This window comes from Mariniflexile sp. AS56, assembly GCF_030552475.1.
Classification (GTDB): Bacteria; Bacteroidota; Bacteroidia; order Flavobacteriales; family Flavobacteriaceae; genus Mariniflexile.
Window position 1 is genome coordinate 327,972 of the sequence record NZ_JAUPED010000003.1, and the last position, 14,979, is coordinate 342,950.

7 protein-coding genes are annotated in these 14,979 nt (G+C 34.9%); all 7 read left to right on the plus strand.

What is annotated here, in order from left to right; translation table 11 throughout:
* Nucleotides 1–18 precede the first annotated feature (18 nt).
* The 7 genes from Q5N74_RS05630 to Q5N74_RS05660 all read left to right on the plus strand — a co-directional run bounded on the left by Q5N74_RS05630 (nt 19) and on the right by Q5N74_RS05660 (nt 14,961).
* Nucleotides 19–1,434, plus strand: a complete 1,416-nt coding sequence (locus tag Q5N74_RS05630) for an alpha-L-fucosidase (RefSeq protein ID WP_304387758.1) — start codon at nt 19–21, stop codon at nt 1,432–1,434.
* 127 nt (nt 1,435–1,561) lie between these two features.
* Nucleotides 1,562–3,400 carry a Ca2+-dependent phosphoinositide-specific phospholipase C gene (locus tag Q5N74_RS05635; RefSeq protein ID WP_304387759.1) on the plus strand — a complete coding sequence of 613 codons (1,839 nt, stop codon included), beginning with the start codon at nt 1,562–1,564 and terminating at the stop codon, nt 3,398–3,400.
* A 4-nt stretch (nt 3,401–3,404) separates the two neighbouring features.
* A complete protein-coding gene (locus Q5N74_RS05640; protein WP_304387760.1) occupies nt 3,405–6,377 on the plus strand; it encodes a glycosyl hydrolase 115 family protein in 2,973 nt (990 codons plus the stop codon).
* A 13-nt stretch (nt 6,378–6,390) separates the two neighbouring features.
* A complete protein-coding gene (locus Q5N74_RS05645; protein ID WP_304387761.1) occupies nt 6,391–8,229 on the plus strand; it encodes a metallophosphoesterase in 1,839 nt (612 codons plus the stop codon).
* Nucleotides 8,230–8,251: 22 nt separating this feature from the next.
* A complete protein-coding gene (locus Q5N74_RS05650) occupies nt 8,252–12,289 on the plus strand; it encodes a hybrid sensor histidine kinase/response regulator transcription factor (RefSeq protein ID WP_304387762.1) in 4,038 nt (1,345 codons plus the stop codon).
* A gap of 113 nt (nt 12,290–12,402) precedes the next feature.
* The gene (locus Q5N74_RS05655) at nt 12,403–13,281 is read left to right on the plus strand and encodes an inositol oxygenase family protein (protein WP_304387763.1); all 879 of its coding nucleotides are present in this window, start codon (nt 12,403–12,405) and stop codon (nt 13,279–13,281) included.
* 102 nt (nt 13,282–13,383) lie between these two features.
* Nucleotides 13,384–14,961, plus strand: coding sequence for a solute:sodium symporter family transporter (locus tag Q5N74_RS05660; protein ID WP_304387764.1), 1,578 nt, complete (start codon nt 13,384–13,386; stop codon nt 14,959–14,961).
* Nucleotides 14,962–14,979 lie beyond the last annotated feature (18 nt).

A 14,979-nucleotide genomic window follows, 5' to 3' on the forward strand; every position in this document is an offset into this window, starting at 1 on the left:
ATACCATAATAATATCACATGATAAAAACAGTTTTTTTAAGAAATTTTTATAGCACATTAGTCTTAATCGGTATTTTAGTTTCCAATGCTGTAGCACAATCACCAGACAAAATGGAGTGGTGGAAAGATGCCAAATTCGGGATGTTTTTGCATTGGGGTTTGTATTCGCAAACAGCTGGTTATTGGGATGGCCATATAGCAAAGGGTAATGAGCATTTTATGATTCATGAAAAAATCTCTTTGGAGGACTATGGAAAAATTGCAAACGATTTTAATCCTGTAAATTTCGATGCTGAAAAATGGGTGCTTACGGCTAAGGAAGCAGGCATGAAATACATCATCATCACATCAAAACATCATGATGGTTTTGCAATGTTCAATTCCCCTTCAAACGATTATAATATAAAAACAAGAACGCCGTATGCTAAAGATCCCATGAAGGAATTGGTAGATGCTTGCCATAAGCACGATATGAAATTTGGGTTTTATTATTCCCTAGGACGCGATTGGGAAGACCCTGATGTAGCTACAGATTGGCCTTTTAAAGGCGGTAGAAGTAATTTAGTAGATTATCCAGATGAAGATATAAAAGTATACAGCAGGTATTTTGAACGAAAAGTGAAGCCTCAAATAAAGGAGCTGCTTACCCAATATGGGAAAATTGATGTGATTTGGTTTGATACACCAGAATTAATTAGTCCTGAAGAAAGTAAAGAATTACGAGAACTAATATTAAATATTCAACCGCATTGCATCATTAATAGTCGTATTAAACATGGGTTTGGCGATTATAAAGTGACAGAGCAGGAAATTGTGAAAGGGTTGGAAGTTGAACCTTGGGAAGCCTGTATTACCATGGGGAAAAACTGGGGTTATATTGAGTATGATACCATCTATAAATCATCTGAATTAATGACCCGTCAATTACTAGAAATAGTTAGTAAAGGCGGAAATTTATTGTTGAACAACGGACCTACAGGAAAAGGCGAAATCACCGATTTAGCACAAGAACGCTTAGCAGAAATTGGAGTTTGGATGAAACAAAATGCCGAAGGTATTTATGGTTCAAGTCCGTGGAAAATTCAAAGTGAATTACTTTCAAAAGCTAAAAAAACAGAAATTATTCAAAGTGAAGATGGTAAAAATACGCTTATAGATACTGCGAAAGATGCGACTTCAAAAGAGATTATACCAGAGGTACAATTCACCCTGAAAAATAATAGCATATATGCTTATGTGTGTAGTTTTCATGAAAAACAAGTGCTTATTAAATCGTTTGCCTTAAAGAGCAATTTAAAAATTAAGGACGTAACAGCCGTAGGTACAAATAAAACGGTGGTTTGGTCTCAAACGAAAGAAGGCTTAAAAATAGAAATGCCTGCTTATGCTGAAAATGAAATTCCTATATCGGGTTTTAAAATTGAACTCCAATAAATTATAATTAGATTTAAATATTTTTTTTATAGGATTGGTTGTAATTATAATAACTAGAGTTCATAGATTTTTAGACCTTTGGATTAATTTAAAATGGATAAATGCCATTAATTTTAAATAATAAAATATGAAGTTTTTTTTTATAGCTTTTAGTCTGTTTTTTACTTGTTTTATATCTGCCCAAACAAGAGATACGCTCATGGTTTGGAAGGATAAAGTTCCTAACGAAACAAAACCCAAACATCCAGCACAACGAACAGAGAACACCAGTGGTGATGTTATAAGATTAACAAATGTTACCAACCCCATTTTAACGGTTTTTAAACCCAAAACTCCCAATGGTTCTAAAGCAGGTATAATAGTTTGTCCTGGTGGTGGCTATAATATATTGGCTATAAATAAAGAAGGTACAGAGATTGCAGAGTGGTTAAACAGTTTAGGTTATACCGCTTTTGTATTAGAATACCGTGTTCCAAATAACAGAGAAGGAGCTCTACAAGATGCACAACGAGCGATTCGATTGGTACGAAGCAAGGCGATTGATTATAATTTGAATCCTCAAAAAATTGGTATTGTAGGCTTTTCAGCAGGAGGACATTTGTCTGTTAATGCAACTACAAATTACCAAAAAGACACTTATGAAAGTATAGATGCTGTTGATGCTTTGTCAAGCAGGCCGAATTTCACCATGCTTATTTACCCTGCTTATTTAGATAAAGGTGAAAACAGAAGTTTAAGCCCAGAGTTTAATATCGACGAAAATACCCCACCGTTTTTTGTTTTCGGTACTATGGATGACCCTTACGGGAATAGTCCGTTGGTAATTAGCACAGCATTGCGAGATCATAAAGTTCCTGTAGAATTGCATATGTTACCAGAAGGTGGTCACGGTTACGGCTTACGTAAAGGAAATTTGGCGGGAGAGACTTGGCCAAAACTGGCAGAAAATTGGCTTGCTACCATGTTAATGTCGAGTAAGTTAAATGATATTCAGGTAATTGGAAGTCATAATTCATACAAAATAGGGATAGAGCCACCATTGTGGAAAATTCTAAACACAATGGATTCTAAAGTAGCTAAAAGTTTGCAATACGAGCATATCCCTCTAGAAGATCAATTAATCTTAGGGCTAAGGAATTTAGAACTCGACGTGTTTCACGATCCTAAAGGTGGTCATTTTTCAAAACCAAAGGGTCTAGGTTTAGTGAGATTGAGATTCACGTCTCCGTTACCTTATGATGAAGAAAAGAAATTAGAAGAACCAGGATTGAAGCTTTTTCATGTACAAGATTTAGATTTTAGAAGTCACTATTTATTGTTTAAAGAAGGTTTAGCGGCTATTAAAAATTGGTCGGATAAAAACCCAAATCATCTTCCCGTTATTATTCTTATAAATGCCAAGGATAGTAAAGTTAAAAGCACTAGAGAGCCGCTTCCTTTTACTAAAGAAGCTTTAAATGAAATTGATAATGAAATTAAATCCGTATTAGGTGACGATAAACTTATAACTCCTGATATGGTTCGAGGTGATTCAGAAACTCTTGAAGCTGCCATTTTAACCAAAGGATGGCCAAATTTAGATGAAGTAAAAGGACGTTTTCTGTTTGTTTTAGATGAAAAAGAGGATAAAATAAATAGGTATGTGGATGGGCATCCATCATTAAAAAACAGGGTTTTATTTGTGAATAGCAAAGAAGGAAACCCAGAAGCTGCATTTCGAATTATTAACAACCCTATTAGTGATTTCGATTATATAAAAGAATTGGTATCTAAAGGTTATATGATACGTACGCGTGCAGATGCAGATACGAAAGAGGCACGCGCCAATTCTTATGAACGATTTGAAAAAGCAAAAGCATCGGGTGCACAAGTTATTTCAACCGACTATTATGTGCCATCCACTTTATTTGAATCTCAATTTAAAGTGATTTTTGAAGATGGTACTTATGAAAAAATTAAAAAATAACATCATGCTTAAACATATAATTCTACTATTAATCTGTTTTCAGTTTACCATTTTAAATGCTCAAAAACAAGGTGTTTCAGAATTTACAATTGTAGATGAAAACATATCGACTTCTATTTTAATTGATAAAAAAGAGGCGAAAGTAGTCCAAATAGCTGCTGATATTTTTGCAAAAGATGTTTTTAATATTTCAAATAAAAACATTTCAGTCAATACGAAAAAAAGCAATAGTTCTCAAATAATACTAGCCGGAACTATTGGCAGTAATAGTTGGGTTGATGCGCTAATTTCCAACGGAAAAATAAACGTTTCTCAGTTTAAAGGACACTGGGAACGCTATACTATACAGGTTGTAGAAAACCCAATGAAAGGTGTTGATAAAGCATTAGTTGTGGTAGGAAGTGATAGAAGAGGAACAGCGTATGGTATTTTAGAACTTTCTAGAATGATAGGAGTATCACCATGGGAGTGGTGGGCAGATGTAACACCAGACAAACAACAAACCATTAAAATTACTGTTGAAAATAAAGTATCTAAAAGTCCGTCAGTAAAATACAGGGGCGTCTTTTTAAATGATGAAGATTGGGGCTTACAACGCTGGGCGGCTTTAAATTTTGAACCAGAAACAGGAGATATTGGCCCAAAAACCTATGCCAAAGTATTTGAATTGTTATTGCGATTACGTGCTAATACCATTTGGCCAGCGATGCATTCTAGCACAAAACCATTTTATTCGTATCCAAACAATAAATTCGTGGCCGATGATTATGCTATAGTAGTTGGTACCTCGCACGCAGAACCCATGTTAAGTAATTTTAATACGGAATGGAAACATGCCACCATGGGAGAATATCGGTACGATACCAATTCTGAAACCATAAAGAATTTCTTTAAAAAGCGTGTTAAAGAAACCGCTAAGTTTGAAGGGATTTATACAACGGGTATGCGTGGGGAACACGATTCGCCCATGATTGTTGGTGAAGATGATACTGATTCTCAAGTAAAACTTCTCGAACAAGTTATTACAGACCAACGCAGTATTCTAAAATCGGAAACAAAAAAGAATCCTAATACCATTCCGCAGGCATTTGTGCCTTACAAAGAAGTGTTGAAATATTACCAGAGCGGATTAAAATTACCAGAAGATATTACACTAGTTTGGACCGATGATAACTATGGGTACATGCGCCAATTAAGCAATCCCGAAGAACAAAAGCGAACCGGTGGCGCTGGGGTGTATTACCATACCTCGTATTGGGGGAGGCCTCACGATTATTTATGGTTAAATTCTACAAATCCCGTTTTAATGTGGGAAGAGATGTCTAAAGCTTTCGAGTTTCAATCTAAAGACATTTGGATTTTAAACTGTGGTGATATCAAACCACATGAATACAACATCGAGCTGTTTTTAGATATGGCTTGGGATATGAGTGATTTCGAAAAAAGTACAGCGGTAAAAAATCATATGATGGATTGGTCTGCACGAGAATTTGGAACAGCTTCAGCCAAAGAAATCACCGAACTCATGTTCGATAATAACCGATTGGCTTATATACGAAGACCCGAGTTTATGGCTTGGAGTCAAGTAGAGCCTGTAACGAAAGAGGGCGACACAGAATTAACGCAGTTTCATTATAATGATGAGGTTTCTACTAGAATTGATAGTTATCAGAATTTGATAGAAACGACTGAAAGTTTATATGAAACGATAAGTGACAATAGGAAAGATGCTTTCTATCAACTGGTATATTACCCTGTTATTGGTGCTTCAAAATTAAATCAAAAGTGGTTATATAGTTTTAAAAATAAATTCACGGCGAAGCAAAATCGTGAAAGTGCTAATTATTTCGGGACACTTTCAAAAGAATCGTATTTAAGAATAGAGAAAGAAACCGAGTATTACAATACAAAATTGAATAACGGAAAATGGAACCATATCATGACGATGGCTCCACGGTTTTTACCTGTTTTTGCGAAACCAGCATTGGCGCATGTTAAAACCGACACCAAAGCGCATTTAGGTTTGGCATTGGAAGGTTATCAAATGGAAGTAAACCAGGAGGTGATTAATAGTTATGCCGATGTGTTGCCTGTTTTTAATAGCTATACCAATAGTAGCTATTTTATTGATGTGTTTGTAAATGGAGAAGGAACGGTAACCTGGGAAGCAAAACCCAAAGCCGATTGGATCAAGTTATCTGAAAATAATGGAACGCTCAACACAAACTCAGGTAAAGCAGAAAAACGCATTTGGGTCACGATAGATTGGGCTAAAGTGCCGAAAGGCGAAAATAAAAAAGAAGCACCATTGGGGCACGATTTTCAATTAATTCCGCCAAGTTTTAAAGTAAATAGTGCGATCGATTTTGTGTCGGAAGGTAAAGCAACAACTATAGGTGTTTCTGTATTCAATCCGAAATTAGAAGCCTTAAAAAACTACAAGGGTTTTGTTGAAGATAAAGGTTATGTGTCCATCAATGCTGAAAATTTCACTCGTAAAACCGCTGGAGAAGCAGCACATTGGGATGTTTTTGAGGGAATCGGTTATACGAATAAGGTCATCACTGCTTTACCTCGACAAGCTACTCCACTAGTCCATGTGGACGCGATTAAATCGCAAAGTCCAGTTTTAGAATATGATTTTTACACCTTCAATTTTGGTGAAGCAGCTGTAAATTTACAAGCAGTGCCAACCCACGCACCGCATGCTGGTGTTGGGGTGCGTTGTGCCGTTTCCATAGATGATGCGGAACCTGTAATCGTCGATTTTCAAACGTTTGGGCGAAGCGATGCGTGGAAGGAAAATGTGCTTAAAAATGCGGCGGTACAATCTGTAAAACAAGTTGTAAATAAAGCAGGGAAACACACTTTAAAAATATGGATGGTCGACCCTGGTGTTATGATAGACCAAATATTAATAGATTTGGGTGGTTGGAAACAAAGTTATAGCTTTCCGAAGCAAACTTTAAAAGATTAGCAATTAACAAATTATGAGATTTCAAAAGAAGGCATTATTAGTTTTATCCGTGCTTGTGCTGGTTTCGTGTGCTAAAAAATTAAAACCAGAGCTTAAAGACGTACAGATTGCTTTTATTGCCGATGCTCATTTTCAAGATATTTTCGCTGAGTTTGAAGATGCGAATTATAAAGGAATAAAAAATCCAGAAACGGGAGCGTATGTGAATATAAGAACCATGCAGGCTCAATTAACATCCACGCGGCTTTTCAATGAGAATTACTTTGCTTTTTTTGCAGCCTTGGATGATATTGTTGCCAGAGGTATAAAATATGTGGCTTTACCGGGTGATTTTAGTGATGACGGGCAACCTGTTCACGTAAAAGGATTACGGAACATATTAGATGCCTATGCCGCGAAACACGGTATCTTATTTTTCGCAACCACAGGCAATCATGACCCTGTAAAACCGTTTACTCAAGATGCTGGTAAAACCGATTTTTTAGGTGAAGGCGGTAAAGAACAGATCATTACCAGTTCCTCTGAAAATTTAAAAGCTGAGGTAGATGGGCAATTAAAGCCAATTATTACTTCAGAAATTAAAAAATGGGGTTATAAAGATGTTCTAAATGAAATGGCTTCATTTGGTTTTTATCCTCAAAAGGAATACCTGTATTGGGAAACGCCATTTTCAACCTATAATTATAAAAATTACAGATTTCAAAAAGCTAAAAAGGAATCTTCTATAAACCAAAGAGTTTATCCGGTTGATGCCCATAACTTTCATCCAGATGCTAGTTATATGGTGGAGCCAACTCCTGGGTTGTGGCTATTAGCAATCGACGCAAATGTGTACATGCCTAATAAAGACCTAATTGGTTTTTCTGAGAACCCAAAAGATTTTTCGGGAGCACGTATAGGGTATAATCAAGTGCTTTTACAAAAAAGTCATTTGATTGCATGGGTGAAAAAAGTATCAGACCAAGCCAAGAAGGAAGGGAAAGTTTTAATAGCCTTCAGTCATTACCCTATGGTCGATTTTAATGACGATGCTTCCCCAGAAATGACACAATTTTTCGGAGACGAAAAAATGCAATTGCACCGTGTACCTAAGGAAGAGGTTGCTAAAACCTTTGCCGATGCGGGTATCCAAATTCATTTTGGCGGGCATATGCATATTAATGATACGGGTGTAAGAACTAGTGATAACGGGCATACATTATTCAATATTCAAAGTCCGTCGTTGGCAGCTTATATGCCGGCGTATAAAATTTTATCTATTAAAAATAAGCAAGAATTTGAAGTAGAAACGGTGGTTATAGATTCGGTTCCAAATTTTAATAGTTTATTTCCTTTGTATGAGCAAGAATATGCACATTTAAACACCATAAAATCGGCAACCATTTGGGATAAAGATATTTTGAATTCCAAAAGCTATAAGGCATTTACGCAATGGCATTTAAAAGAATTATTGCGTTTAAGATTTCTGCCAGACGATTGGCCTGTTGCCTTATCTGAAACCTTATTGAAAGCATCAGGAACGGAATTGTTGTTAATCAATACCTCAAATAAAGCTAAAATCAATGAACAATTAGCTTTAGAAAAATTACCTTTAAACCAATTTGAAACTTGGACTGGTTTTGATATGATTTTTGATTTTTATAGATTGCGTAGTGCAGATGCCTTAGCGTTTCCAGATATTGGAGCAACGCGTTTAAAGCAATATGCCTTAGTTTGTGATCAAATGAAGCAATCAGATGATGCATTATTTCAGCTTTGGGGGACTATCTTTGAAAAATCAAGAAACGGGCAACCATCAAATCATTTTAAAATAGATTTAGGTTCAAAGACTATTGAATCAATAAACGAATAATAGCAATTACAATAAATCCTTAATGAGACAGCATTTTACCATAACATTTTTATGTATCATGTCTTTTTTTTGTGCGGTATCTCAGAGCATAAAATTTGAGCATTATAACGATAATGGTGGGCTCTCTCATAATTCCATTCGGCACATTGTTCAAGATAAACACGGGTTTTTATGGATTGGAACCTTTTCAGGGCTTAATCGTTTTGATGGCTATGAGTTTAAAACCTATTTAAGCACCTTTCCAAAGGATAATAAAATCCAGAATGATGATATTACGGCTTTAAAATTTGATGAAGCATCTAATAACCTATGGATTGGAACCCGAAAAGGATTAACCCTTTTTGAAACAGATATCCAGAAATTCACCACTTTTTTACCCGATCCTGATGATGGGAATAGTCTACCAGATGAGGAAGTTAGGGCGGTATACGTTGATAAATTTAAACGAGTATGGGTGGGTACCAAAAACGAAGGACTTTATATGTTTTTTGTTGAAGAAAACCGATTTAAAAAAATAAAATTAGATGGCTTTAATTATATAAAAGAAATTTTTGAAGATAAAAATGGCAATATTTGGATAGGGAGTTATGAAACCGCTTCTGTGGCTAAAATAACTTTAAACCAGAAAGGCGATGTCGATCAGGTGGTTACGTATACCTTAGGTGTTCCCAATTCAAAAGACAAAAATCCATACCTAAATTTTATATATGAAGATGCCAAATCCGATATTTTTGTTGGAACCCGAGAAGGCCTGTATAAATTAAAAAAAGAGACCAACCAATTTGTAAATTTATTTATAAAAGATGATGAGATTCGAGATAGTTTGGGGCCTTACTTTTTATCGGTGGTTCAAGCACCCGATGGAAAATATTGGGTGGGTACTTTGGGTGGTCTTATTGTTTGCGACCAGTTAGAAGGCATTAGAAGAGGGAATTTTAAAAGACATTATTCGGTTTTATCTGATGATACATCACTAGTTGATAATTTAGTTTCAGCCTTATATTTTGATAATTCTGGTGTACTATGGATAGGTACCGAAGATGGTTTGGATAAGTACGACCCTTATGAGAATCAATTCAATATTAATAAAGATATTTCACGGTCTATAGGGAATCAAGTTCCTAGAATTCGTGGGTTTGCTAAAACCTACGATAATAAAGTCATTGTTGCAACAAGACATAACGGTCTCTTTGTATCAAAAAACGAGAGTTTTAATCCGTTATACAACAACCAGAAAGATATTGCTAGTATTTATTCCATAGATGGTAAAACGTTTTATTGTGGCTTGTGGAGCGGGAAAGTGTTGGTTTATAATTATGTGAATAACACTTCTAAAGTAATTCATGTTGGTTTTGAAAAATCGCCCGTTTTCGCTTTTTCGGATATCGGAAATGATGAAATTATGCTAGGTTCTTTTGGTGAAGGTGCCATTATTTTAAATACAAAGAGTTTAGAATTAAATACAGAATTAGGTGTACTGCTTGAAGATTATGAAATTAATGAAATTATAAAAGACACCTATAATAACATCTGGTTCGCAACTGAAACAGGTGTTGTAAAATATGCTGTCGATTCTAAATCGATGGTGTTCTATAAAACGACTTCCAATGCCAATAAAGGGCTTTCACATAATAACGTGAGTGATATTATGCTTGATGCTACGGGTGAAATTTGGGCAGCCACACGTAAAGGAATTAGTTTTTTTGATACTAAAATTAACGACTTCAGTCCTATAAAAGAGCCTAAAGAACTTGCCGGTAAGTGGGTTACAGATATGGTTACAGATGCCAATGGCGATTTGTGGCTAAACATGAATAATAATAGCATCTCCCGGCTTAAAAAAAACCTCAAAGACTTTAATATTTATCACGTAAATAGCGGAAATAGGTTGGATGTTTTTAGTTCTAGCGGGTTCTTCAATTTCGGAAATTCTAATATTTATTTGGGAGGGAAAAATGGCATCATTTATTTTTCACCTTATACTATTAAAGAAAACCAAATAGCACCCAACCCCATCATTACAGAATTTAAAATTCAGAATAAAGAAGTTTTACCTGGTTTAGAAATTAACGATCAAGTTCCTTTACTTAAAGATTTAAATGAAACTAAAAGTGTTGAGCTGAATTATAAAAATAGGAATTTTTCACTTCAGTTTTCAACACCATCTTACGCTAATGAAAAGCTGAATAAATTTGAGTACATGCTTGAAGGTTTTGATAAAAACTGGATTGCAGCAAGCAGTAATTCTAGAACCATTCAATACACCAATTTATTTCCGGGAGACTATGTGTTTAAAATTAAATCGAGTAATAGCGATGGGCATTGGAGTGGTGTAGTTTCATATAAAATAAAAATTACGCCGCCGTTTTGGTTAACTTATAAGGCACTTGTTTTAGTTTTATTGCTTTTATTTTTAATCTTTTATTTTATAAAGAAAGAAGTTAAAAATCGCATTCGCTTAAAGCAAGAGTTGGTTACAGAAAAAGTTAATAGAGAGCGGGATATTAAACTGAATAACGAGAAACTACGTTTTTTCACCAACATATCACACGAACTTAGAACGCCTTTAACCCTTATTTTAGGGCCTGTAAAACAACTGCTAGAAGAGGCACAAGAAAGCAGTACAGAATACCAAAAAAGTAGGTATAACTTAATTCATCAAAACGCAAGTAGACTTTTAAATTTAGTAAACCAAGTGCTAGATTTTAGAAAGGCACAAACAGGTGAATTAAAACTAAAAGTCTCTAAAACGGATATTCTTTTATACACTAAAAACACTTTTGATTCCTTTAAAGAGCTTGCCTATAATAAGCACATTGAAATGAATTTTAATACGGAGGATGAAGCATTTTATGGTTGGATAGATCGCGATAAGTATGATAAAATTCTATACAATCTACTCTCTAACGCTATCAAATTTACCAACAAATATGGGCATGTTGAACTGTATGTACGCTTTAAAGATGATAAAGACGATATTTTAGTTATTGAAGTAAGTGATGATGGTATTGGTATTCCTGTAAAAAGCCAGGAAAAGATATTTACACGGTTTTACCAAGCTACCAATAGTAGAGAAAACAATACGGGGTCTGGTATTGGGTTATCGTTAGTAAAGTCGTTGGTAGAGTTGCATAAAGGCACTATTAAAGTACAGAGTACAGCAGGAACGGGGAGTGTGTTTACAGTTGAAATTCCTGTAAAACGAAATGCCTACACTAAAAAGGAGGTTTTTGAGTTTGTTTCTTCCAATGAAAATGAACAAGAAGTGCCTGATTATACGCCTGTTAAGAAAATAACCAATAACGTAGAAATTAAAGAAAAAATATTAGTTGTTGAAGATAATTTAGAGCTTCGTAAATATCTAATAGATTATCTGTCTGATTATTACAAAGTGTATGAAGCAGAAAATGGTGAAGAAGGCCTTCAAATTTGCCGTCAAATAAAACCCATTTTATGTGTGGCCGACGTGATGATGCCTGTAAAAAACGGACTCGAATTTTGTAAAGAATTAAAGAATGATGAGTTTATAAGTCACATTCCTGTAATCTTACTCACCGCACTTTCAGAAAATGAAGATAAAGTAAAGGGTTATGATGTGGGGGCTGATGGGTATTTAGTGAAACCTTTCGATCCGGCCTTACTTAAAACGGTCATCGTAAACGTGATAAAAACCCGAGTAGAACTAAAAACTAAATTTTCAGGAGAGGTAGAAAGTGAAGTCGGCTTGTTAACACATTCCCCTATAGATAAAGATTTGATGGAGAAAATCACCCATCTTATAGAAGAGCACTTAAGTAATATAGATTTAACCACTAGTTTTCTTTGTAACGAGTTGGGCATGAGTTCTTCTAAATTATATAGAAAAATTAAAGAGTTAACAGATTTAGCTCCCAATGAATTTATACGAACCATCCGATTAAAAAAATCGGCACAACTTCTAAAATCTAAAAAACACAACGTATCTGAAGTTACTACGATGGTTGGGTTCAATGATCCGTTATACTTCAGCAGGTGTTTTAAAAAGCAATTTGGGTTTCCGCCAAGTAAATTATTAAAATAAAAACAGTCACTTTATAGCCTTATTAAATTCATCCATGTTTTTGATGTAATAATCCATTTCCATATTTAATACTTACTTTAACTTCGTGTTTAAGTACAACTAAAATAGAAGCGATGAAAGAGTCATTACATAAAAATCAACAAAACCCGATGGAGAATGTTGACGATTGGGAAGAAAACTTAATAGAGAGATATCCCGATCCTTCTGAAATTAAAAAGGAAAAAGAAGAATTTAGAAACTATGTAGATTCTGAGCGGTTGGATACCGTTAGAGAATTTTATAAAATAAATCATGAATATCAAACCTATGATTTTGTTTGTTACAAAGAAACAGAATTTTTGAAATTTGATAGAAAGGAAATGTCCATTTGGGAAGCTGTAGAGTTTCTAAACACATTGGTCGATGATAGCGATCCTGATATTGATTTAGACCAAACACAACACCTGTTGCAAACCTCAGAAGCCATTCGTGCTGATGGACATCCCGATTGGTTTGTGCTTACAGGCTTTATTCACGATTTAGGTAAAATTTTATGTTTGTTTGGCGAACCTCAATGGGCTGTTGTAGGCGATACATTTCCCGTAGGTTGTGCCTTTTCAGATAAAATTGTGTATCCGGAATTTTTTAAAGATAATCCAGATTATACCAATGAACGTTTCAATACAAAATATGGGGTTTATGAACCAAATTGCGGTTTAGACCAAGTGAAAATGAGTTGGGGACATGACGAGTATTTATACCAAATAATGAAGGACCATTTGCCAGATCCCGCTTTGTATATGATTCGTTACCATTCATTTTACTCACAACACAGAGAAAATGATTATAGACATTTAATGAATGATAAAGATGTTGAAATGTTTGAATGGGTTAAAAAATTCAATCCTTATGACTTGTATTCAAAAGCACCAGTGCCGCCAAACGTAAAAGAGCTTATGCCTTATTACAAAGAATTGGTCGCTAAATATTTACCTGAAAAGCTCAATTTCTAAACACATTTAAAATTACAATACGATCTGTTGAATTGGTATACATATCAATTCAATAGATATTTTATTGCCTATTAAAAACTAAACTAAACTAAACCACCACCTATGTATACAGTGATTACCTTTTTTGCTTTCACAGCTTTTGTAGCTTTCTATTCCTGGTATAAACTTAGAAAAGAAAAATTAGACTCAAAAGATGGTTATTTTTTGGGAGGAAGAAGCTTAACGGGGGTCGTTATTGCAGGTTCCATGCTGCTTACTAATATTTCAACCGAACATCTTATTGGTATGAATGGTTCTTCATATAAAAACGGATTCATCATCATCGCCTGGGAAGTCACATCGGCATTAGCCTTAGTAGCAGCAGCTATTTATTTCGTGCCTAAATATTTGAAAATGGGACTAACAACCATTCCGGAATATTTAGAAAAACGGTTTGATAGCACCACAAGAACCTTGGTGGCGCTATTTTTAATGATATCCTTTATTGTCACTTTATTACCTATTGTACTTTATACAGGGGCAATAAATATTGAAAGTATCTTTAATATTTCAGAAGTTTTAGAGGTTTCTAAAGAACAAGGTTTGTGGATTACGGTAGTTGCTATTGGTGTTTTAGGATCTATTTATGCCATTTTTGGAGGCTTGAAGGCGGTTGCAGTTTCTGATACTATTAATGGTTACGGACTTTTAATTGGTGGACTTGCCATACCATTAATAGCCTTAGTGAGTATTGGTGACGGGAATCCTTTAGATGGTTTAGTAAAAGTGTATAATCACAGTCCAGAAAAATTTAACGTCGTAGGCGCGAAAGATTCGGTACTTCCTTTTGGTGTGCTTTTTACAGGGTTAATTATTAATCAACTGTATTTTTGGAGTATGAATCAAACCATCATTCAGCGCGCTTTAGGTGCTAAAAATTTGGTTGAAGCTCAAAAAGGACTCTTGTTTACAGGTGTTTTAAAAATACTAGTTCCTATAATTATAATTTTACCAGGAGTTATTGGTTTCTATTATTTTGGTGATTCGTTATACGAAAATCAAGATATGATTTACCCCGAGCTTATTAAAAAAGTATTACCTGTTGGCTTAGTGGGTATTTTTGCAGCCATCGTTATGGGAGCTGTGTTGAGTACGTTTAACAGTGTTTTGAATAGTGCAGCCACTATTTTTAGTATCGATGTTTACAAAAGGCATTTAGGGAAAAATTGTAGCGATAAAAAACTAGTTCGTGTAGGGAAGTTGACCTCTACTATTTTAGCTATTTTCGCGATACTTGTAGCGCCTATGGTAGCGAATGCTCCAGATGGCTTATACCAACTTTTACAGCAACTGAATGGTATCTTTTTTATACCAATTGCTTCTATTATGTTAGCAGGGTTTTTTCTTAAAAGAATATCAGCTTTGGGAGCAAAAGCAGCTTTATTTGTGGGGCTTGCGTTTTACATTTTAACCACTTTCATTTTAAAAGTAGATATCCACTTTGTGCATATTTGGGGTATTGAGTTTTTGTTGAATTTAGCCGTGATGTTTGGTGTGTCCTATTTCTATCCTGCCGATAAGGATTTCAATCAAGAAGATTTACACGTGGTAGATTTAAAAGAATGGAAATACACAAAACCGATGGCAATCGCCCTTTGTGTTATCACTGTTTTAATTTACATCATGCTCGGACAAAACTAAACACATTATATACTAATT